Genomic DNA, 19,893 nt, shown 5'->3' with positions numbered 1-19,893 from the left:
CGCTCATACTCCGATGCCCAGGATGCTGAAGTCCGCGTCCTCGTAGACCTTCTCGACGTAGGCGGCGATGGGCTTCTTGATCAGGGCATTTGCGGCAGTGTCTTCGGCGTCCTGGTACCGCACCCACAGGTACTCCCAGCCCTTCTTGTCGATGCCGGTGATCTCGCCCACGGAGATGTTCGTCTTGTTCGGGCTGACCGCGAAGCGGTAGGTGATCTCCCAATCGTCGGCGCCGCGTTTCGAGCCGGTCGCGCCCAGGAACAGGCACTCCCCGGCGGCGCAGCCCTTGAACGGGGCGTTGTTGACCTTGCCGGTCAGCCGGAACAGGGCGACACGGTACGCCAACGTGACCAGCACCGTCGGCAGGTAATGCGTCTCGGCGAAGCTGCAGGCCGGGATGGTGATGTCGACACCCTCGACGTTGTCGGGCGTGACGCCGATGGCGCCTTTGAAGTCCGGGGCGGTCTTGCCCGTCGGGGCGTACTTGTGAACGGTCTGGATGGACTGCGTGATGTGCTGCGTGCCGCCGGTGGTGTCGAACGAGTAGGTCGACTCGCCTTGCTTGGGCTGCGGCCACAGCCCATACCGCACCGTAGCGATCCACTGGCCGTCTCCGTGGCTCTCGTCCACCCACTCCGGCTCGAGCTGCAGGCTCTGGCGGAGCAGCCCCTGGTAGATCAGTGGTGTGGCCGCTTCGACCGCCGCGACGGCGGCGGCATCGTCCGCCGTGCCGGTGAGGATATAGACGAGCTCCACGCTGGGGTTCTCGCCCAGCGAGACCCGGCGGCTGTCGAGCTTTTCCAGCATCGTGATCGGCACGATTCATCCTCACGAGGCAAAGGCCATCGGGTGATCCCGGATGTCCTTGCGCAACTGCTCCACGCCCTTGGCCGTGCGTTCCGTGGCCCCGGCGATCCGGTCCTGGACGCCGCCGGCCTGCAGGCCCAGCGTCGAGGAAACGTTGAACGTCCCGATGACACTCGCCTTGGCAGCCAGCAGATCGCCCAGGCCCTCCAGCTGGTCCTTGAGCCCGGCCAGCGGGCCGCGCTTGCCGCCGGGTGCGTTCTCGTCGGGCTTCTCGGTGCGTTTCTGCCGAGCCTGAGTTAACGCGGCATCAAGTTCCTTGCGGGCTTGTTCCAGGTCCGCTTTGGTCTTGGCCAGCTTGGCGTTCGTCTCGGCATCGAGTGCCCGGGAGGCCTCGACGTCCTTCTCGACGATCTCGCGCTGCCGGGCCTCGTACCGGCCCTGTTCGGCGCCCAGGTCCCGCTGGCGCTCGTTGGCGATCGCGGCCAGGGCGGCGTCCTTCTCCGCGTTGATCTTCTGCTCGGCGGCCACGAGGGCCTGGTCGGCGGCGAGGTTGGCGGCCTCGACGTCGAAGCCCTCGTCGAACAGGGACTTGATCCAGTTCCAGGCCTTCGTCGCCAGGTTGACCATCGTAGCCCACTCCACGGCGAACCGGCTGGAGAACCGCGCCCACGTGTCCGACAGGAACGCGGTCAGCCGGATCCAGCCGACCTTCAGCGCGTGCCAGGCGTCGGCGGCAATGGCCTGGGCGCCGAACCACATGTCGTAGAACCGCTGGAGAAAGAATTGCTTGCCCGCCAGCCACACCCGCTGCAGCGCCGTCATGCCCTCCTGCCAAAGGAGCTTGAGCGAGAGCCACAGGATCCTGGCGGCCAGGGCGATATCGCCGGCCGCCAGGGCGTTGGCGATGCCCTCGGTCACCTCCTGGACGGCATCCCGCATGCGGCCGAACTGCTTACCGATCCATTCGATCGCCTGGCCGCCGGCGCCGGTATAGGCCAGGATGGCGGTGCCCAGCGCGACAATCGCCGCGATGACCAGGCCGACCGGCGAGAGGAGCGAGGTCAGCATCGTGATGATCAGGCCGATGACCTTCGTGGCCGTGCCGGTGATGAACGCCAGGCCACCCAGTGCCTTGGCGGCGATCGTGGCCGAGACGCTCAGCGTCAGCAGGCCCAAACCCAAAGCGCCGACGCCGGCGACGATCAGGGCGGCGGTGCGGATGAGCCGGACGTTCTGCGAGACCCACTGTGACAGCGCGGTGACCAGTTTGGTCACGTACTGCGTGACGCCGCGAACCATCGGACCGAGCACCTTGCCCAGCGAGATCTTCAGGCCCTCGGCCGCGCTCTGGAGGATGATCACATCGCCCTTGAGCGTGTCGAGCTGGATGCCGGCGATCCGGCCCGCCGTGCCCTTGGCATCCTTGAGCGAGGCGGTGAACTCGCGGAGCTTGTCTCCCCCCTGACTGAGCAGTTCGGCAAAGCCCGCCGCCTGCCGGGCATCGAAGATCCGGCCGATGATCCCGAGCTTCTGGCCGGTGCCCAGGCCGGCCAATGCTCGATTCATGTCGTCAATGATGGCGGCCAGCGATCGAACGTTGCCCTTGCTGTCCAGGACGCGGACGCTCATCGCCCGCAACTGGTCGGCGGCCTCCTTGCTGGGATCGGTCAGCGACAGCAGGGCGCCGCGGAGCGTCGTGCCAGCCATGTCCGCCTGGATGCCGGCGTTGGAGAGCATCTGGACGGCGCCGACGATCTCCTCCAAGCCGATCCCGGCCGATTTGGCGATCGGGCCGACGTACTTCATCGCGTCGCCCAACTGCCGCAGGTCGGTATTGGCCGTGGTCATCGCCTTGGTCAGGACATCGACGGCCTCGCCCAGGTGGTCGGCCTCGATGCCCATGCCCGCCATGATCTTGGCGGCGATGTCGGCCGACTCGGCGATGCCAATCTGGCCGGCGGCGGCCATGTCGAGCGTCGGGCCGATGGCCGCGAGGATCTGATCCACCTTGTAGCCGGCCAGCGCGAAGAAGCTCATCGCGTCGGCGGCGTCGCGGGCGGTGAAGACCGTGGTCTCGCCCAGGCGTCGGGCCTCGGCGGTCAGCTTGTCGAACTGGTCTCGATTGGCGCCGGTGAGGGCCCGCACGCGGGCCATCTGGTATTCGAAGTCCGCGAAGGTCTTCGTGGCCACGGCGGCGGGTGCCCCGACGGCCGCCGCGATGCCGGTCAGCTGCAGCCCGGCGGATCGCAGGCCGGTGGCGAAGGCCTGGAGTTGGCGCTGCGCCCGCTTGAGCCCGGCGCTGAGCTTGTCGTCCACGCCGAGTTCGACGAACGCACGGCCGGCCCGGATGCCCGCGGTATTCGCCACGTCAGTTCCCTCGCACGCTGCCGGCCCAGAGCGCCGGCAGCTTGTCCCGCTCCTTCTCTAACGCCGGCCCCATGAACGGCCGGGCACGAACACGCAGTTTCCGGCCGAGGTCGCGTCGCCGGCGCCACCAGCGGGGCCGCTCGGAGACGCCGCCGAACTCCAGCACGTTGGGCGCCTTGGACCGCTTGAAGCCCACCGGCCCGACGACCACCGAATCGCTGCTGCGGTCGTACCCGAACAGAATCCACCGCCGCAGCAGGCCGGTGTGCGAATACGGCGGCCTGCCCGGCTTGGAGGTGCCCTTGCGCTTGCGGATGCTGGTGCGGGCGGTGGTGCGGATGAACGCGCCGGCCTTCGAGAGCACCTCGCGTTTGGCCTTGTCGACCGCCCGCAGGACGACCTGGCGATCGAAGAACAGGTTCTTGATCCGCAGGTCGATCATTCGGGCTTGTTGACCTTGCCGACCGCCAGGCGCATGGCCGCGCCGGTCAGGCCGGCGATGGTGGTCCCGAGCGCAACGTACTGCTGCTCGGTCAGCCAGTTGGCCGCACCGTCAATCAATACATCCAAACTCCAGCACGCCCCCAGCAGGCTGAGAAGCAGGCTGCCGATGATCGTCTTCTTGCCGTCCAGCCACGTCAGCATGCGTCGCCTCCTTGCGATCCAGGTAGTAGGTGCCGCCCAGATGAACGTGCAGTGTGCAGCCCGCGATCAGCAGACTGCACACTGCCGGGAGAGAGAGCGTCCAGAATCGCCGTGTCACGGCCCACCCTCGTTGGCCGGCTGCGTGGCCGGGGCCTCGAGGTCCGGGCCCTGATCACCCTGCGTGGCCGCCGCGACGTTGGCCGACACGCCGATCGTCTCGACCGTGCCGTCCCAGACGAAGCCGGTGCCCACGACGCCGTAGCCCCGGCTGCGGTAGCCCGGGTTGATCAGCGATCCCTGGCCCTGCAACTGGCCGGTCCGCTGGCTCAGCTCGGCGATTCCCTTCTCGATGGCCGGCGTGAGGATCTTCTCGAACACGTCGTTCTTGGCCCGCTCGATCGGCTCGGTGTTCGGGGCACAGCCGCCGAACGTCCCCAGGCCGAATAGCAAAGCCAGAATGGCCACCAGCGTCTCGATCAGCGACACCACACAGAATCCACGTCTCATGGGATCAACCTCCTTGTACCGGTACACGTCCATGCACGAACACGTCCTTCAGAACATCCACGCCCACCCGTACCGACACGGCGCTCCGGGCAAAGGGATCGAAGTCGCTCGGTCGGAATGCCCGCGTCCGCCTGGGATCGCGGTGGGTATTGGCGATCAGGGCCATCAGCGAGCTGGTCCGCTGCCAGGCATCCCGCATCCGGGCCTCGGCCATCGCGATCAGTTCGCGGAGGGTGAAAGGCCCGGGATTGACGCCGCAGATTCCGGCACATCGCCAGATGAGCTCATCGCCGTCGCGAGCGCCTGCTCGCCCAGCTGTTCCAGCACCCCGCTGTCGAGCCGCTGCTCGATCAGGTCCCTCGCTCGGTCCATCATCCGCCGCGTCGCCGTCAACACCCGCCCGAGGTTCGCCCGGTCCCTCGGGCTCGGGCAAAAAGCCACGAGTTCCTCCAGCAGGGCCGTGGTCGCGTGCTCGATGGCGTCGCCGGCCATCGCCCGGCCGAACTCCTCGTCGGTGATGTTGCGGGCGTCGGCCTCGGGCTTGCAGACGGCATAGACCACGTCGCACAGGAGCACGGGGTCGCGGATCAGCCGCTCGATCAACGTGCCCTCGACGATCTCCAGCAGGTTGACGTTCAGCAGGCCGCGAACCCGCTTGATGGCGTCCACGTTGATGGTCACCGTCCAGGTCCGCCCGGCGTTGTCGGCGAAGGTCTTCATCACGTGCCACCGATCCAGGTGGGCGCCGTCGCCGAATAGGCCACCTTGGCGGTGACCGACACGGTGATCGCCTCCTCCAAGGCCTCACTGCGGCTGAACGCGGTGATCATGAAGTCGGCCTGCAGGCCCTGGCCGGCCTCACCGTCGAGCACCTGCAATCCGATGATGTCATTGCTCAGGTAGGCGTTCTTGATGGCCGTGAAGCCGGCGTCGGCGGTGTCCCAGACCATCTCGAACTCGACGCTGGCCTCCTTGAGCGTCGCGGCCGTCGCCCGCCATCCGTTATTGGCCCGGGTGGTGACGTCGGCCTCGCCGGTCTCCATCGAGAGGGTCACATCCCGCACGTTGGTCAGCGCGGTCCATTCTCCCGCACCGCCCTGGCCGCCGGCCTTGAACAGCAGCTTGGCCTCCATGCCCAGTTTGAAAGACATCGCAGGTACCTCCTATCGGCGCTTCACCCGATACGTCACCGTGATGACGCTGGTGAACTGCCGAAACTGATCCAAATGTTCCACCGACAACAGCGGCTCATGCCGCGTCACCATCCACAGACAATCGGTCACGCCCTCCAGACGCGTCGTTCGCAGGTGATCACCGATCGCCTCGGCAAGCCCGACCAAGGCATCGAGCGTCGTCTGGTCCTGCGGATCGACCCTCTGCTGCACACCGATATCGATCGTGCAATCGCAAAACACGTCCAGCCGCGTGGCCGGCTCGACCGTCATCGACTTCGGCACCACGCTGACATGGAGCGTGTCCATCTCGGCCAGCTCGAACGTCGGCTGGTAGAGCCGTTCGGCCGTGAATGGCCGGGCGAACGACCGGCTGTTCAGGCTCACGACGACCATATCGGCGATGTCCGTGATGACCGACATCAGGCTTCCTCCCGCGCGATACAGGGCCGCGAGATGATCTTGTCATGCAGCGAGCGATGCAGCTTGAGCAGGTCGCAGGTCATGTTGGTCAACTCGCGGATCGCCTCGGTGTTGGCCGCGATGATCCGGTTGTTGGCCTCCAGGACCTCCAGCAGTTTGCGAATCAGCCAGATCACCACGCCTAGCAGGACGACGGAGAAGCCCAGGAAGCCGTACTGCACCACGGGCTGGATCATCCAGTTTTCCATCATGCGGCCTCCGTGCCCACGTGCTTGGTGTGAATCCGCAGCGTGCGGCGGTACGGATCGCTGTAGCGATACGGCGGCTCCGCCCCCGGCGCCATCACCTCGTACACGAACACCTGATCGCCATCGGTCTCCCGCACGCGATCGCCGGCCCTCGGTACCGTTTGCATACCCGCAAGCACCAGATCGGTGGTGAGCACCAGGTAGTCGCGGGATTCGGTTCGGTGGACGATGCCGTATTCGTCTGCCTGCTCGAACACCGTTCGACCGACCGTCGCGGACAGGGCTACCGCATCCGCGCCGCGGCGGTACTCCACGGAACGCGTCATGTGCCGCGTTCGCTGGTCATCGAGCCAAGCCGAGCCTTGTTCGAGCAGATCACTCATGTCACAGATCCGGGACCTCGGGGAAACCGGACATCAACCGCACCTGCACCTTCACCTCACCGGAACCCGCATAGGCCACCGCATGCCCGAGCCGCTTGTAGCCACCGTAGTCGCTGCTCGTGGCCACTCGCTTGGCGACGTGGTCCCAATAGAGCTGCTGGCCGGCGCCGATGACTTCGCCCGACGCCTTGGGAAACTCGAATACGCCGGTCACGGCGAGCGAGCCTCGCTGGTTGGCCTTGATCTCGACGCGGGCCACACCGACGAGATCGCCCACGACGACAACGTCGCCGGCGTTCACCTGTGTGCCGGGCACAAAGTCGATCGCATTGCCTTCGTGGATGTACGTGGCGCCCATCCCGTTGCCTCCCGACGTCAGGGCCGCAACAACGCCCGCACGGTCGCATCCGCGGCAGCCGCATCACGAACCGCCTTGCCGATCAGCTTGTTGCTGGTCGCTGTCGGCGTGGCGACCTTGTTCGTGTTGTCCCAGTACACCAGCGTGCCGGCGGTGATCGCCGTGGCGGCGACCTTCGGGAAGTCGAAGACCCCGTAGACCGCCAGGGCGCCCAGCACACCGGCCGCGATGTCCATCCGGGCCACGCCCACCAGATCGCCTTGCACGACCACGTCGCCCGCCGCGACATTCGCGCCGGGCGTGTAGTCGACCGCATCGCCTTCATGTCGAAAGATCGTTGCCGGCATCGTCGATACCTCCTAGGCTTACGCCTCGCCCTTGACCTTCACCGCCGCCCGGAAGTCCTGCATGGCCACGCCGAAGTCGAAGTACCCGCGCCACTGCATGCCCAGTGTGTTGAAGCTGGTCTCGCCACTCTCGATCGTCGGCGTCCGCTTGCCCCGGAGGTACGCGATCTCGATGGCCGCCACGTCCGCCGGATTGGCGAACAGGTACCAGGCCTTCGCGCTGCCGCCAGTGAGGTTGAGGGCGTTGAGGTACGGGCTGGCCACCGGCTTCCACTTGCCCGCGTGCGGGTTGTCCATCGGGCTGGGCTTGCCGGCCGTGGTCGTCTCGTTCACCCGGGTCTCGGTCATCAACTGCTGGGCCAGGACCTTCAGGGCCGTGGGCACCAGCAGCACGGCCGGGCTGAGCAGGATCGGCCGGCCGTCGATGTCCGTCTGGTCCAGGAACTTCTGCTCGGCCAGCGTCAGCGACCCGATTGACAGGTTCGTGTCCGCGCCCGAGAGGAAGTTCTTGTTGGTGGTGCTGAAGAAGTTGCCCGGATTGCTCAGGAGCAGTTCGTACACCGCCTCCTCGCGCTTCAGGGCCGACATGCGGCCGATGAGACGCGGGATCTGGAGGAACGCCCCGAGGTCGTCGTTGATCATCATCTGACGCGTCAGCGCGATCATCCGGCCGAACGTGTCGATGCGGTTCTTGTAGGATTCCTCGATCAGCGTGGTGTGCTTCAGTTCGCCGTCGGGGCCGACCTTCTCGAAGATCCCGTTGCCGGTCAACCGGTAGCGGGTGACCTCCTTGAAGTCGTTGACATCCGTCTCGGCGCAGAAGAAGCCGACGGTGCTCTCGACCGCCTGGTAGGCGGCCAGCATCGCCTTGTTGGCCACGTTGGAGAGGATGCCGGTCAGCGAGATGGTCGAGAACCCGCTGGCCGCCTGGATGAGCCGCTGGTCGGCCGCGAACGCCGCCCGGATCATCTCGTTGTCCACCCGGCCCGGGCGGACATGGTCGCCGGCAGCGCGGATGACCTCGTAGAGCAGCGTGTGCAAGCCCGCACCCCGCAAATCGCGGGACAATGCCGCGTTCATGGACCGCTCGTCGTACCAGCCAGCGACCTGCCGCTCGGGCAGACCCGCCGACAGGCACATGGCCGCCTCGATGGCGCCGGCGTTGAGACCGTCGCCGCCACGTCGGATGCCGGTGACCGCCGGGCGCTCGGCCCGCAGGACCTCCAGTTCGGTCTTCGTGGCGTCCCAGCCCTCGGTGATCGCTTTGGCCTCGATCTCGGCGTGTTTGCCGGCGCAGATTCGGCGGATATCGCCGATCCGCTGCGTCTCGGCGGCCGCCTCCGCGCGGAGCGTGGCCACGACGTTGCCGGGCGGATTGTCCGGCGGCTCGGGCGGGTCCGGCTCATCGGCCGGCTTCTGCTCGGCGTCGTACATGGCCTGCAGGCTGGCCTTCTGCGCGTCGCTCAGTTCGTCAAACACAAACCCCTTTGCCTCGACCCATTGTCGGAAGTCCATGATGGTCTCCTTCGTACCTGTACCGACGGCAGAAGCCGTCACCTGGGCGCTGGTGTTGTCGTCGGCGCCCAGCGCGACGAAGCTGATCTCGCCGAGCGTCGCCCTCCGGACGACATGGACCGGTCCCTCGAACTCACGCCCGTTGGCCGACACCGTGCGGCCCTTGGGCACGAACTCCACGCGCTCGGCCAAGGCTCCCAGCGACGCCTGCCACGGGAAGCCGTTGTGACTGCTCTCGATGATCTCCCGGGCGACCGCGCCGGCGCCCGAGATCACACCGGAGACGAGCAGGCTGTTGTCCTGGATGCTGATCGCGTCGGTGTGCCCGACGATCAGGCTGCGATTGTGGTCCTTGAGGATCGGCCGGCTCTTGGCGGTGACCCGCAGGCCGGCCAGGTCCACGACCACCGGGTGCGGCCAGCCGGCCAGGATCATCGGCCCGCCGGTGTAGGCGATCATGCCGAACCGCCGTAGCGGCGGACGATCCCCTTCGGCGGCGGCCTCGATCGTGGCCCACCCGCCGACGGGGGCACAGAGCTGCAGCAGGCGTGGGGGGTTACTCGTCGGCATCGTCGCCGGCCTCCTTGCCGATCGGAACGGTCTGCTCCACGACTAGATCGAGCTCCTTCATCAATGCGACCTCCTTGGCCCGCTGGCGGAGTTCGGTCTCCCAATCGCGTCCAATGCGGGCATACTCGGCCGCCAGTGTGGTCGTGTGGCTGGTCAGCCGCGTCGCCTGGGCGCTGGCCTCCTTGGCCGGATCGACATGCTCGTGGCCGTCCCAGAACCACTGGTGCGGCAGGTCGGTATCGCGCATGCGGGCGGCCTGCGGCAGGAGCCCTTCGACGAGAACGGCCTCACCGAGCCAAGCGGCAAAGATGCGGTCGAGAACGGTGGCTCCGAGGTGTTCCTGTTCGACGCGGATGCTCTTGAAGTAGGTCTGGTGGTCGAGGCGCCCTGAGGCGTAGTTGTAGCCCGAGGAATTGGCCGCCGCGACGTTGTACGGCATATTCAGGCAGCGGGCGATCTCGTTGAGGATCTCCCGCTTGAACTCGCCGTAGGTGGTGCTCGGTTGCTCGGCCTGGACCTGGGACATCTTCCAGCCGCCGGGCATCGTCAGCAGCGAGCGGGCCTCGAGTTCGATGGCGTCCATCGGCTCGACGCTCTCGGCCTCGCCGTTGGCCGGGGCGTCGGTGTAGAGGATGCCGGCGAAGTCGGCGGCGGTTTCCGCGGCGCCCAACACGGCCAACGTGTAGCGCCGCAGTTGAGCGAACAGCGGCAGCGCGGGCGTGATGTCGGGGATGCCCCGGCTCTGGCCCGGCCGATCGCCTCGGAAGTAGTGGATGACCGCCTCAGCGGGCACGCGCTGGTAGTCGAGCCCCATGCCGGCGCTCGCCCGGTCATCGCCCGGGTGGGCCTTGAGCACGTGGTACTCGATCGGATTGCCGAAGGGGTCGAAGACGATCCCGTCGATCGCGTGGTCGTCCAGGATGGACAGGTCGGGCGTGGTGACCTGGTCGGCCTCGATCAGCCGCAGGTCGAGCTTCACGGCCGAGGCCAGACGGGGGTTGCTGGCCAGAATGGCGAAGGCCTCACCATCGGTTGCCCTGGCCATCCGCATCGTGCGGAGCTTCTCGGCCAAGCCGACGGCCCTGGCCCAGCGGCTGAACTCGCGTTCGATTCGCTGATTGACCTCGGCGTTGTCGGCCAGCAGCTGCAGCCGCGGGCCGGTGCCGATGACGTCGTTGGCCAGCGTCAGGACGATGCCCTTGGCATAGGCGTTGTTGGCGACTTCGTAGCGGGCGCGATTGCGAAGGATCCGCCGCACATCGGGGCTGGCGGCCGCATCGGCGCTGAGGCCGTCGGCGTTCGCCCAGTGCCGGCGATTCTCGTCGTTGGTGACGGCGGCATCGTAGCGAGCCTGGATAAGCCGGCCGCCACGCACCACGGCGATGCCCGTGGGCGTCGTTTGCCTGCTCGTCTTGGGCCACAGCCACTTCAGCACGTCATGCGCTCCCAGGTGGAACGATCTTCGAGAACCGAACGCCGCGTCGGGGGTTCTGCACCGCTTCCTTGCTGGCCAGGTACCGATCCGCCTCGATCTGGTCGGCCAGGCTGTGCTGCTCGACGCTGCCGGCATCGCCCGAGGCCTTGGCCGGCCCGGCGGCGTTCTCGCGGATGGCGTTTGAGAGGGTCGGATCGGGCATCAGTTGTTTCCCGGATGGCCCAGCGTCCACATTCGGCGTCGGTGCCGGCGCTCCCGCTGGGCGTAGGTGTTCACCGCCCGGGCCGGGTTGCGGCCCTCCAGGTGGGCAACCCACGCCTCCTGCAGGGCGTCCTCCTTGTCCGGCGCCCTCACCAGGCGCAGTTCGAGCGCCAGCTTCCGGTCGTCCGTGATCGGAGGAAGAACACTGCTCATCCACCCTGTACCGACACGAGCTGGGCGCTCCAGGGCACTTAGTCGGGGGTTGACATGCAGATTGTTACAGATCTGTACTGCCTCCGGCCGTCTCGCGGGTGGCAACGCGCCGGCCGCAATGCCGACACCGCCGAATTCGAAGGATGAAGCCGTGCCGCTGACGCGTGTAGACCACCGGCAGATGCGAGCAGCCGCACTTCGGGCAACGAAGCCCGCGAGGCTCATTGGGCTTACTGTCTCCAGCCGGCTTCATCGCTTGGTCCTCCGCAGCTCGGACAGCCGGATACGCTCGCGCGGCACCGGTCGTGTGTCCGTCCCGAACAGCACGGCGCCCTGTATGGACGCCGCGACCGCACAGCCGACAAGGCAATCGAGCCAGTGGTTGTCCAGGCCCTCGACGCGAAGCTTCCATTCATCCACCGTGCGACCACGACCCTCGGTCTTCACGCGGTACTCCGCGGTCAGGTGCTCGGCCAGCAGGACGTGCTGCTCGGGCTTGCGGCCGAACAGCGACATCGCGCCCGGGTCGCCCATGGGCACGGCCAGCCGGGCGTGGATGAACGACTTCCACCAGTTCGTGTCGTACACGACGTGCCGCACGGCCCGCTTGCCGGTCACCACCGGGATGCGCCAGTTCAGGCCGACGCGATCGCCGCGCTTCCGCTTGTACTCGCTGAACGGGATGCTCGATGCGCCCACGTACCGCCCGTGGCTGGGCAACAGGACGCCGGCATACTTGCTCTGGCGGCAGAACTGGTAGACCACATCGGACGAGTTGCCCCAGTTGGCGTCGATCAGGCAGCGGTCGACCCGCACCATCGCGCCGTCGTCCCGGCGCCACTCGCGACCGAGCGTCGCCTCGGTCAGCCGTTCCAGGCCGGCGTAGATGGCTCCCTCCAGCCCTGCCCGAGGTGAGACGCTGCCCAGCGTCCGCTGGATGTCGCGGAGCGTGAAGTAACCGGCCCGCTGGTCGGGCTCCGTGCCGTAGTCGATGACATAACCCGAGAAGCTGTCCTCCCACGCGGCCACCAGCCAGAACAACGCCTTAGCCTGCACATCGATAAACATCGTGAGGTGCGTGCAGCCCAGCGGGACCTCGCCTCGCTTGTAGCCGTTGACCTTGGCGGCGATCTGGTCGGCGGTCAGCAGGTCATCATCCGGCAGGTCCTCGGGCAGCGGCTCGTTTTGGTACTCGGCGAAGAACGCCGCCTCGCCCCGGTCGAGCTTCAGGTCCATCGCATGCTGGATAGCCGAGATTTCATCCGGGTGGTGCCGCTCGGGCCAAGCAACGACGGCGCCTTCATCCATCTGGGCCCGATGCGTGCGATAGAACTCCGTCGCCTCGCCCATGCCGCGATCGGCCCGCATCCCCTCGCGCCAGATCTCGGTGTACCGTGCCCACAGGGCCTCGTTCGTCGGCCAGGCGTAGACCATCTTCGTCCGTTCGCCTTGCCACTGCGGGTGCTTCTCGCGGTCGAGGATGCGATCGGCCATGTCGTCCGGACGCACGACAGTCAGCGTCATCAGCCCGGCGATCTTCTTACCGGGACCGGCCAGGCCGAGGATGGCGCCGGCCAGGATGCGTTCGCGCGTGGCGCACTGACTCGGGCTACGTGCCGATTCATCCGTCTGCGGGTCGTCGATCAGCACGAGCGACGGCCGGACACTCGATCCGTCCGCCCGCTTGTGCTTCATGCCGCGAATCCGACCGGTGATCCCTGCCACGCGGATGATGGCCCCGGACGCCGCGCTGCCGGGGATCGTGGGCAGCACGATCTCGCGGGCGGTCCAGCCGATGTGCGTCTGCTTGCCCTGGTAGAGCTGGCCGGCCGACCGCTGGTGGATGCCTTCGAGCCTGTGGATCGGGAAGACGACCTCGGGGAAGTCGGCGAGCAGTCGCTCGTTGTTCTCCAACTCGGCCTTGATCGAGTCGAGCATGTTGGCGGCGTGCTCCTCATCGGCGCCGATGAGGGCGACGAACTCGCGATGGCCGTAGACCATCGCCCACAGGCAGGCCGTCTCGCACAGGCTGGTCTTGCCCGATCCCCGGGGCATGGCCATCGCGAAAAGGCCGCCGGCAAGAACCGCCAGTTCGATCTTGGCGATGACCTTCAGGTGATCCGGGGACCACGGCAGGTGAAACGTTTGCGGGAAGTACTGCTCGCAGAAGAACCGGAAGTCCCTCGCGGCCTTGGCCTTTCGCGGGGGATCGGCCACGGGCGGCAGCTCGCCGATGTCGCGGCCGGCGAGCGACAGCGCGAGGTTGCGTTGCCGCGCCCGTTCCTTCAGGGCCTCGTAGCCGGTGGGACCATCGGGCTCCGGCCGCGGCGCGTGGCGCTCCTGGACGAGCCAGGCGACGTAGCGGATCAGATCGATGGTCCGGCCGTCGCCGATGCGAAGCCCCGCGCGGCTGCGGTGGCGCAGCAGCTGCCGTTCGCTGATCACCTCGCCCCAGGAGTTCAGCAGTTGGACCAGTTGCGCCGGTTTCAGATGCCTCGGGTCAATCGCCACCGGCGGACATCTCCTTCACGAGCCATGCGGCATAGCGCACGAGGTTGATCGTCCCGTCCGCGTTCGTGGGCATCCCGGCCTCGATGTCGGCCTCGATCTGTTCCGGTGTCACCGAACGGCCACCTGCGGCCGACAAAAGGCGGGCGGCGTCCGCCACGGCGATCGCGGTCGGGTTCATGCGCGCGGGCTCGCCCATTCACGCCGCCTCCTGCCGACATGAAGTTCGGTCACACCGCATGTCGGTACCGGTGAGTACGGTGCAGCCGAATCTTCGAGAAATCGCAGATTCTCCGGGGAATTGCCTTCCCTTTCGCGAAACATGAGGTAAGTCATGCACAACGAAAGGAGACGAACGATGACGACGAACGCCAACAACAAGACTGCCGCCGAGACGTATGCCACGCGACGCCACGAGGTCGCTCGGCTGATGGATGTCCTGGAGATGGAACTGAAGAAGTACGACGACCAGGCCGCCGCCAAGCCGAAGGACTGGGGCTTTGCGGGCACGATGGCGCACGTCCGTGAATGCCTGATCGACCTGGTCGAGGGGCTCTCGGGGATCGAGCGCAGCGAGATCGAGAGGTTTCTGAGCGAGTGATCGCAGAAAGGAAACGACCATGACCACGAAAGACATGAGCGATTTGCTGGAAGGCCTGTTCAACGAGATCGCCGGCTGTGAGGACGACGACGAGATGACGCCGGCCGAGTTGGACCCGGACGGGACGCTGTACGAATGCCAGGCCTCGTCCTTCCGGGACTGCGGGCTGCTGACGTCCAACGACGGCGTGGTCCTGACGCTTCGCGACGGGACCGAGTTCCAGATCACGATCGTGCGATCGCGGTAGGGGATTGGAACGCCAGGGGCCCGGCCAGCCCGAACACGGCCAGAGGAGACAATGCCATGAAGAAGGACCAGATTCAGATCGGCGGCCTGTACACGGCCAAGGTGAGCGATAAGGTTGTCACGGTGCGGATCGACAGCGTCAACAGCCACGGCGGCTGGAACGCGACGAACACCGCCACGGGCAAACGCATCCGCGTCAAGAGCGCCCAGCGCCTGCGGGCCGAGGCCAAGGGCGGCAAGAAGAAGGCCGCCGAGGCGCCCAAGCCCGACGTAACGCCCACCGTCGAGATCGTCACCGGCCAGCCGGTGCCGGAGCCCGCCAAGCGCGAGAAGAAGACCCGCAAGACGGCCGCCGACAAGCCCAAGCGGGTCAGCGCCCTGGACGCCGCCGCCGAGGTGCTCAAGGCGGAAGGCAAGCCGATGCGGGCCAAGGACCTGATCGACGCGATGGTCGCCCAGGGCCTGTGGTCCAGCCCCAACGGCAAGACGCCCGAGGCCACACTGTACGCCGCCATGATCCGAGAGATCCGCAAGGCGGTCGAGACGGGCACCGTCTCCCGGTTCCGCAAGATCGATCGCGGCCAGTTCGAGTACAACGAGCATTACGCCTGATCGGTTACACATGACGCCTTCTCCTCCGACGCCTCGGCCTCGACCGGGGCGTTGCTTCGGCCTGAAATCCTCTCCGCCTTGCGTCCCGTAAACTTCTCCCACCTGACAACGATGACATCGCAGTACAGCGGATCGAGTTCCATCAAGTACGCGCGCCGGCCCGTCTGCTCAGCAGCGATCAGCGTGCTGCCCGAGCCGCCGAACAGATCCAGTACGTTCTCGCCAGCCCGCGATGAGTACTGCATGGCCCGCACCGCCAGCTCGACGGGCTTCTCCGTCAAATGGATCATGCTCTGCGGGTTGACCTTCTTGACCGACCAGACGTCCACGGCGTTGTTCGGACCGAGGAAGACATGGGCCGCGCCTTCCCGCCAGCCGTAGAAACACCACTCGTGGTTGCCCATGAAGTCCTTGCGGGTCAGGACCGGATGCTCCTTCACCCAGATGATCGCCTGCGAGAAGTAGAGCTCGCAGCGCTTGAGCACCGGCGGGTAGTTCGCGCAATTGGCATAGCCGCTCCAGATGTAGAAGGCCCGCCCGGGCTCGAGCACCCGGGCCATGTTCCCGAACCACGCATCCAGCAGCCGATCGAACTCCTCGTCGCTGACGAAGTCATTGGCCAGCGGACGATCCTTGGGCCGCAGCTTGTGGTGCGTGGGTCTGGCGATCTCAGGACGCCGCGCCAGATCAAAACCCTGATGGTGCGTGACGCCTGCTTCGCCGAACGACGACAGGCCAGCCGCGATCGCGTTGTTGCTCCGGGGCTCCACCTTCACGTTGTACGGCGGATCGGTATTGACCAGATGAATCCTCTGTCCATCCAACAGATGGTCCACATCCTCGGGCCGCGACGAGTCGCCGCACATCAGACGGTGGTTGCCCAACAGCCAGATGTCACCTGACTGTGTGGTCGCCTCGTCTGGTGGCTCGGGTACCTCGTCGGGATCGGTCAGCCCCTGTTGGACGCCCGGGTCGAGCAGCTTGGCCAGGTCGTCGGCGTCGAATCCGAGCAACGACCAGTCGATGCCAGCGCCCTGGAGCTCGGCCAACTCGATCGGCAGCAACTCCATGTTCCACTCGGCCAACTCGGCCGTCTTGTTGTCCGCGATCCTGTACGCCCGGATCTGTTCGGGCGTCAGGTCGCGGGCGACGTGAACGGGCACCTCGGCGAGCCCGAGCTTCTGCGCCGCCTTCCATCGCGTGTGCCCGCAGACAATCACGCCGTCGGTATCCACCACGATCGGTTGGCGGAACCCGAAGCGGCGGATGGACTCGGCGACGGCATCGACCGCCGCGTCGTTGATCCGGGGGTTCTTCTCGTACGGCTTGATGTCGGCCAACGGCCGAAGGGTGATTTCCATCGATGACCTCCGTGTCACGAAGATGCCGCGATGATCAACAACGTCGAAGCCGTCGGCAGGACGTCCGCCTGGATGTCCACATACCCGATGTTCTTGAGGTCCCCGATCTCGAAGATCAGCGGCTGTGCCTTGCCCGCCGTCGGATTGGCGACCGCGCCGGACGCGGACATGTAGAAGTGCGTGTTGTAGTCCGGCGATGGCGTCCAGTTGTGGGCCGGGAACCAGGTTTCCGCGACGCCGGTGATGGGGTTCTTGGCGATCGGGCTGTGGTAGTCGAAGGCGAGCTGGCCGTCGGCCATGATCCAGCCGTGCGGCTTGGCGATGCTGCCTTGGTTGCCGGGCACGACCGGGGTGTTCACATCGCCGAACAACGGCCAGCCGGCGATCTGGATGTCGGCCGTGGCATCCGCCGTGATGCCCTTGATCCAGAACCACAGCAGCATCCGTTGGACATCTCGCACATCGAGCAGTCGCTGGACCGTCGCGAGCCGATCGTAGGTCAGATCAGCGGGGTTCCACGTCATGCCCTGGCTCGCCCTCGGGATGGACTTCCACATCTCCGGGGCCCGCAGCGTTCGAATGAGTTCGACCTTGGCCATCGCAATGCCTCCTTGGCTTTCACCGCCGACCGGCGCTGTGCCGCCGGCGCGGTCATCCGTGACCTATCCGTTCACCTCGGGGCCGCCCGGCGTCGCCAACGTGGCGACGGGGCGCCCCAGGGGTACCGACCGTACGCCCGGGCGACGACGATCGCCCAGAGTGGCCCCCAACGCGTCCCGTGGCCGCCCTGGGTGCCGCCCGGCGGCGGTCGGACCGGCAAAACAAATTCGGTTGGGGTTGGGAGCTGTTCCCGGCGGCCAAACCCGCCCCGTTTTCGCGGAAGTACCTATGCATTCGTTTCACGCGTTGCACCGCCTTGGCTTCTTGACGCGTCGCCGAGCGGAATCCACCTATTCATCCCTGGTCCTCCATCCGCGGCGCTGGCGACCAGCGCATGGGGTCCTGATATCGCCACGCGTGAACAATCCCGTATGTGAACTCCTCGATGTCGTCAGCCGTCGCGCCGCTGCGAAGCCCCTCGATCGCTACGGCCAGACCCTGCTGAAACCCTCGGCGGTAGGCTTGCTCGACTTCCGCGGGCAGCCGGTTCCATTCGTCCGCCATCACGGGCAGGCTGTCCTCGAACCCATTGCGGGGCTTGGGTCTATGCTTTGCCATCTGGATTCCTCTCGGTAACGAGATCAGGCTCATCGTGTGCGCGCGCACGCGCGCGCCCATACATGCCCGGGATGTGCTCATAAGGGTTCATCAGTTTCGCTGGAGCGCTTCGCCGAAGCGCGCGCGCTCCAGCGACCCCAGGGGGCGTCGCTCGAGCGCACGCCCCTGGGGGGTGTGGGGGGTGTGCGCGCGCACGAGCGAAGTCGGCTTCGACGGGTTCGGAAGTTCGTCGGAGCGCTTCGGCGAAGCGCTCCAGCGATGCGCGCACGAGCGAACGGGGAGCCGGTTTCACGAACGGACCTCCTGTTCTGTGGACGGCGGGACGGTCGCATAAAGCACCTGATGCGCCTTGCCCACCCGCCGGCGGTGGATCAACCCACGGACCTCGGCGATGTCCAGCAGGTCCGCGATCCGCCTCCAGGACAGCCCGGGGACATCCGCCGCCCGCGCGCGGATCTCCGCCTTGGTCGCCGGCTGGTCCGACAGGAACGTCTCGACGAACCGTTCGACGTTCCATGCCGGGGGCTCCGAGGATTCCTTCGCATCTGCCTTCGCCCGCTTCGGCTTCTCGCTCTTGAGCCTCGCGGGATCGAGGTCGGGGGCGGGCCTCCACAGCGGGAACGACCACCGCAAGACTCTGGGCTCGACCGGCGGCCACGACCGGACGGCGGCCTCCAGCACGACCGCCCCGGGCTCTTCGTGCGGCCGGAGCACGAGGTGGGCGTCCGCCGCCCGGCTCTGGCTGCCGGCGCCGGCCCCGACGTCGGTGACGGCCTTGGCCGACTGGTTGCCCTTGGTCGCGTGGTGGATCAGCACGAACGCGCAGCCCAGCCGATCGGCCAGGGCGTCAAGGTGGTTGTAGATGTTGGCCATCGTGCCGTTGTCGTTCTCGTCCATGTCGCGCGGCATGAAGCGATAGAAGGCGTCGAGCACGACCAAGGCGAAGCGGCCGGGGGCGACCGACTCGAAGTACGGGCCCAGCGAGAAGATGTCGCGGAGCTGGCCGCGCAGGCTTTGCACGCTCATCGTCTCGGCGATCTCGTTCATCCCGATCCGCAGGCACTCGGCGACCTGCGGGATGCGGTGGGCGAGCGTCTCGGGGTGCAGCTCGTTGTCGAGGATCAGCACGTCGCCCCGGACCGTTTCGAACGTGTCGAGCCAAAGGCGCCCCGTGGCGATCGCCATCGCCAGCGCCAGAACCAGCCAGCTCTTCCCGGTCTTGGGCGGCGCGATGACATTCATCGTCTCGCCACGGCGCAGCAGGCCCTGGAGGACCGGGGCACGCAACATCCGGTACGCGGCCATCAGTTCCCGCACGGTCAGCGGCTGGTTCCTGACCGGCACGTCGCGATCCTGGTCCCAGTGGTTCTCGACCAGCGCGACGGCGACGCCGTCCGGCTCGTAGCGGGCGATGCTCGCCGCGATCCGCTCGACCTCACGTGCCGGCAGCGGGGGCGCGCAGCGATCGGCATTGGCCTGCCGCAGGGCGGCGCCGATCTCGGCCTGCGACATGCCCACGCGGCGCATCGCGCCGGCCAGCCGGGCCAGCGTGGCATTGCGATGGCCCCGGGGGATCGCATTCGCCGGTGTATCGGGTTGAACCGTGCCGTTGGCCGCGGTCAGGGCGTCGAGCTGCCCGGTCAGCCAGGCCGGCGGCTCGGGCAGCCGGGCCGGCGAGACGGTCAGTTCGTGGCCGTCGCGCCAGCAATACGACCCGCCTCCCACGGTAGACGGCGGTACCAGCACGTAGCCGCCGTGGGCGCGCGAGTCGACGTGCGGGGCGAGCCGGCCGGCCGTGTTCCGCCACGAACGGCCCTCGGGCTGCCGGAAGAAGTAGTGCCGTCCGCCCCGTGGCGTCAGCGACTGCGGGGCGATCTCGAGGTCAGCCCGTTGGGCCGGCTCATCGGCGAGCCAGGGGTTGTCCCGCCCGTCCACGTCGATCGCGAGCAGGTCGTCAGTGCGGATGGCGACGTTTGCATCAGGGTGGCGCATCCACCAGCCCGTGATCCGTTCGGCATCGGTGGTGGCTTCCAGCAGGCCATGCGCGGGAAGCGGCGTCTTGCCGCCGGGAACGCAGGGGAACACCGGATAACCCAATTCGGCGTACCATAGCGCCGCATGGAGCATCGCGCTGTCGCAATCCATTGCCGGCACAC

General features: G+C 67.0%; 26 protein-coding genes. 3 read left to right on the top strand and 23 right to left on the bottom strand.

Features of this window, described 5'->3' with window-relative positions; genetic code table 11:
- Positions 1-3 precede the first annotated feature (3 nt).
- From PLL20_01200 to PLL20_01110, 19 genes are all read right to left on the bottom strand, one after another.
- Complete coding sequence (locus tag PLL20_01200) at positions 4-819, bottom strand: hypothetical protein (protein ID HPD28582.1); 816 nt, start codon at positions 817-819, stop codon at positions 4-6.
- A 9-nt stretch (positions 820-828) separates the two neighbouring features.
- On the bottom strand, positions 829-3,174 hold the full coding sequence (locus tag PLL20_01195) for a phage tail tape measure protein (protein ID HPD28581.1): 2,346 nt from the start codon (positions 3,172-3,174) through the stop codon (positions 829-831).
- A gap of 1 nt (position 3,175) precedes the next feature.
- Entirely contained in the window at positions 3,176-3,616 is a 441-nt protein-coding gene (locus tag PLL20_01190; GenBank protein ID HPD28580.1) for a hypothetical protein, read from the bottom strand.
- Entirely contained in the window at positions 3,613-3,819 is a 207-nt protein-coding gene (locus PLL20_01185) for a hypothetical protein (GenBank protein HPD28579.1), read from the bottom strand. The genes PLL20_01190 and PLL20_01185 overlap by 4 nt, the downstream gene beginning before the upstream one ends.
- Positions 3,820-3,933: 114 nt before the next feature.
- The gene (locus tag PLL20_01180; GenBank protein ID HPD28578.1) at positions 3,934-4,326 is read right to left on the bottom strand and encodes a hypothetical protein; all 393 of its coding nucleotides are present in this window, start codon (positions 4,324-4,326) and stop codon (positions 3,934-3,936) included.
- 4 nt (positions 4,327-4,330) lie between these two features.
- A complete protein-coding gene (locus tag PLL20_01175; GenBank protein ID HPD28577.1) occupies positions 4,331-4,525 on the bottom strand; it encodes a hypothetical protein in 195 nt (64 codons plus the stop codon).
- A gap of 20 nt (positions 4,526-4,545) precedes the next feature.
- On the bottom strand, positions 4,546-5,046 hold the full coding sequence (locus PLL20_01170) for a hypothetical protein (GenBank protein ID HPD28576.1): 501 nt from the start codon (positions 5,044-5,046) through the stop codon (positions 4,546-4,548).
- Entirely contained in the window at positions 5,046-5,477 is a 432-nt protein-coding gene (locus PLL20_01165; GenBank protein HPD28575.1) for a phage tail tube protein, read from the bottom strand. The genes PLL20_01170 and PLL20_01165 overlap by 1 nt, the downstream gene beginning before the upstream one ends.
- A 12-nt stretch (positions 5,478-5,489) precedes the next feature.
- Complete coding sequence (locus PLL20_01160) at positions 5,490-5,921, bottom strand: hypothetical protein (protein HPD28574.1); 432 nt, start codon at positions 5,919-5,921, stop codon at positions 5,490-5,492.
- Complete coding sequence (locus PLL20_01155) at positions 5,921-6,172, bottom strand: hypothetical protein (protein HPD28573.1); 252 nt, start codon at positions 6,170-6,172, stop codon at positions 5,921-5,923. Before PLL20_01155 ends, PLL20_01160 begins: the two co-directional genes overlap by 1 nt.
- Positions 6,169-6,552 (bottom strand): hypothetical protein, encoded by a 384-nt coding sequence (locus tag PLL20_01150; GenBank protein HPD28572.1) that lies wholly within the window; start codon positions 6,550-6,552, stop codon positions 6,169-6,171. Before PLL20_01150 ends, PLL20_01155 begins: the two co-directional genes overlap by 4 nt.
- A 1-nt stretch (position 6,553) precedes the next feature.
- On the bottom strand, positions 6,554-6,910 hold the full coding sequence (locus PLL20_01145) for a DUF2190 family protein (GenBank protein HPD28571.1): 357 nt from the start codon (positions 6,908-6,910) through the stop codon (positions 6,554-6,556).
- 17 nt (positions 6,911-6,927) lie between these two features.
- Entirely contained in the window at positions 6,928-7,257 is a 330-nt protein-coding gene (locus PLL20_01140) for a DUF2190 family protein (protein ID HPD28570.1), read from the bottom strand.
- Positions 7,258-7,275: 18 nt separating this feature from the next.
- On the bottom strand, positions 7,276-9,342 hold the full coding sequence (locus PLL20_01135) for a hypothetical protein (protein HPD28569.1): 2,067 nt from the start codon (positions 9,340-9,342) through the stop codon (positions 7,276-7,278).
- The gene (locus PLL20_01130) at positions 9,329-10,777 is read right to left on the bottom strand and encodes a phage portal protein (GenBank protein ID HPD28568.1); all 1,449 of its coding nucleotides are present in this window, start codon (positions 10,775-10,777) and stop codon (positions 9,329-9,331) included. The genes PLL20_01135 and PLL20_01130 overlap by 14 nt, the downstream gene beginning before the upstream one ends.
- A 1-nt stretch (position 10,778) precedes the next feature.
- The gene (locus PLL20_01125; protein ID HPD28567.1) at positions 10,779-10,979 is read right to left on the bottom strand and encodes a hypothetical protein; all 201 of its coding nucleotides are present in this window, start codon (positions 10,977-10,979) and stop codon (positions 10,779-10,781) included.
- Positions 10,979-11,191, bottom strand: a complete 213-nt coding sequence (locus tag PLL20_01120; protein ID HPD28566.1) for a hypothetical protein — start codon at positions 11,189-11,191, stop codon at positions 10,979-10,981. Before PLL20_01120 ends, PLL20_01125 begins: the two co-directional genes overlap by 1 nt.
- A gap of 249 nt (positions 11,192-11,440) precedes the next feature.
- A complete protein-coding gene (locus PLL20_01115; GenBank protein ID HPD28565.1) occupies positions 11,441-13,702 on the bottom strand; it encodes a phage terminase large subunit family protein in 2,262 nt (753 codons plus the stop codon).
- The gene (locus PLL20_01110) at positions 13,692-13,898 is read right to left on the bottom strand and encodes a hypothetical protein (GenBank protein ID HPD28564.1); all 207 of its coding nucleotides are present in this window, start codon (positions 13,896-13,898) and stop codon (positions 13,692-13,694) included. Before PLL20_01110 ends, PLL20_01115 begins: the two co-directional genes overlap by 11 nt.
- Before the next feature lie 159 nt (positions 13,899-14,057).
- On the opposite strand from PLL20_01110, the gene PLL20_01105 reads away from it, so the two are divergent.
- The 3 genes from PLL20_01105 to PLL20_01095 are packed head-to-tail and all read left to right on the top strand — an operon-like array spanning position 14,058 to position 15,158.
- Positions 14,058-14,300 carry a hypothetical protein gene (locus tag PLL20_01105; GenBank protein ID HPD28563.1) on the top strand — a complete coding sequence of 81 codons (243 nt, stop codon included), beginning with the start codon at positions 14,058-14,060 and terminating at the stop codon, positions 14,298-14,300.
- Between the two features lie 19 nt (positions 14,301-14,319).
- Positions 14,320-14,547 carry a hypothetical protein gene (locus PLL20_01100; GenBank protein ID HPD28562.1) on the top strand — a complete coding sequence of 76 codons (228 nt, stop codon included), beginning with the start codon at positions 14,320-14,322 and terminating at the stop codon, positions 14,545-14,547.
- A gap of 56 nt (positions 14,548-14,603) precedes the next feature.
- On the top strand, positions 14,604-15,158 hold the full coding sequence (locus PLL20_01095; protein HPD28561.1) for a winged helix-turn-helix domain-containing protein: 555 nt from the start codon (positions 14,604-14,606) through the stop codon (positions 15,156-15,158).
- Here PLL20_01095 and PLL20_01090 read toward each other — a convergent pair.
- From PLL20_01090 to PLL20_01075, 4 genes are all read right to left on the bottom strand, one after another.
- Entirely contained in the window at positions 15,149-16,519 is a 1,371-nt protein-coding gene (locus PLL20_01090) for a DNA modification methylase (protein HPD28560.1), read from the bottom strand. The two genes, PLL20_01095 and PLL20_01090, sit on opposite strands and share 10 nt — an antisense overlap.
- 14 nt (positions 16,520-16,533) lie before the next feature.
- Positions 16,534-17,118 (bottom strand): hypothetical protein, encoded by a 585-nt coding sequence (locus PLL20_01085; protein ID HPD28559.1) that lies wholly within the window; start codon positions 17,116-17,118, stop codon positions 16,534-16,536.
- Between the two features lie 355 nt (positions 17,119-17,473).
- Positions 17,474-17,737, bottom strand: a complete 264-nt coding sequence (locus PLL20_01080; GenBank protein ID HPD28558.1) for a hypothetical protein — start codon at positions 17,735-17,737, stop codon at positions 17,474-17,476.
- A 288-nt stretch (positions 17,738-18,025) separates the two neighbouring features.
- On the bottom strand, positions 18,026-19,882 hold the full coding sequence (locus PLL20_01075; GenBank protein HPD28557.1) for a bifunctional DNA primase/polymerase: 1,857 nt from the start codon (positions 19,880-19,882) through the stop codon (positions 18,026-18,028).
- Positions 19,883-19,893 lie beyond the last annotated feature (11 nt).

Source organism: Phycisphaerae bacterium (assembly GCA_035384605.1).
Lineage (GTDB): Bacteria > Planctomycetota > Phycisphaerae > UBA1845 > PWPN01 > JAUCQB01.
Note: the sequence above shows the minus strand (reverse complement) of the source record. Positions and strands in the feature narration are given on the sequence as shown.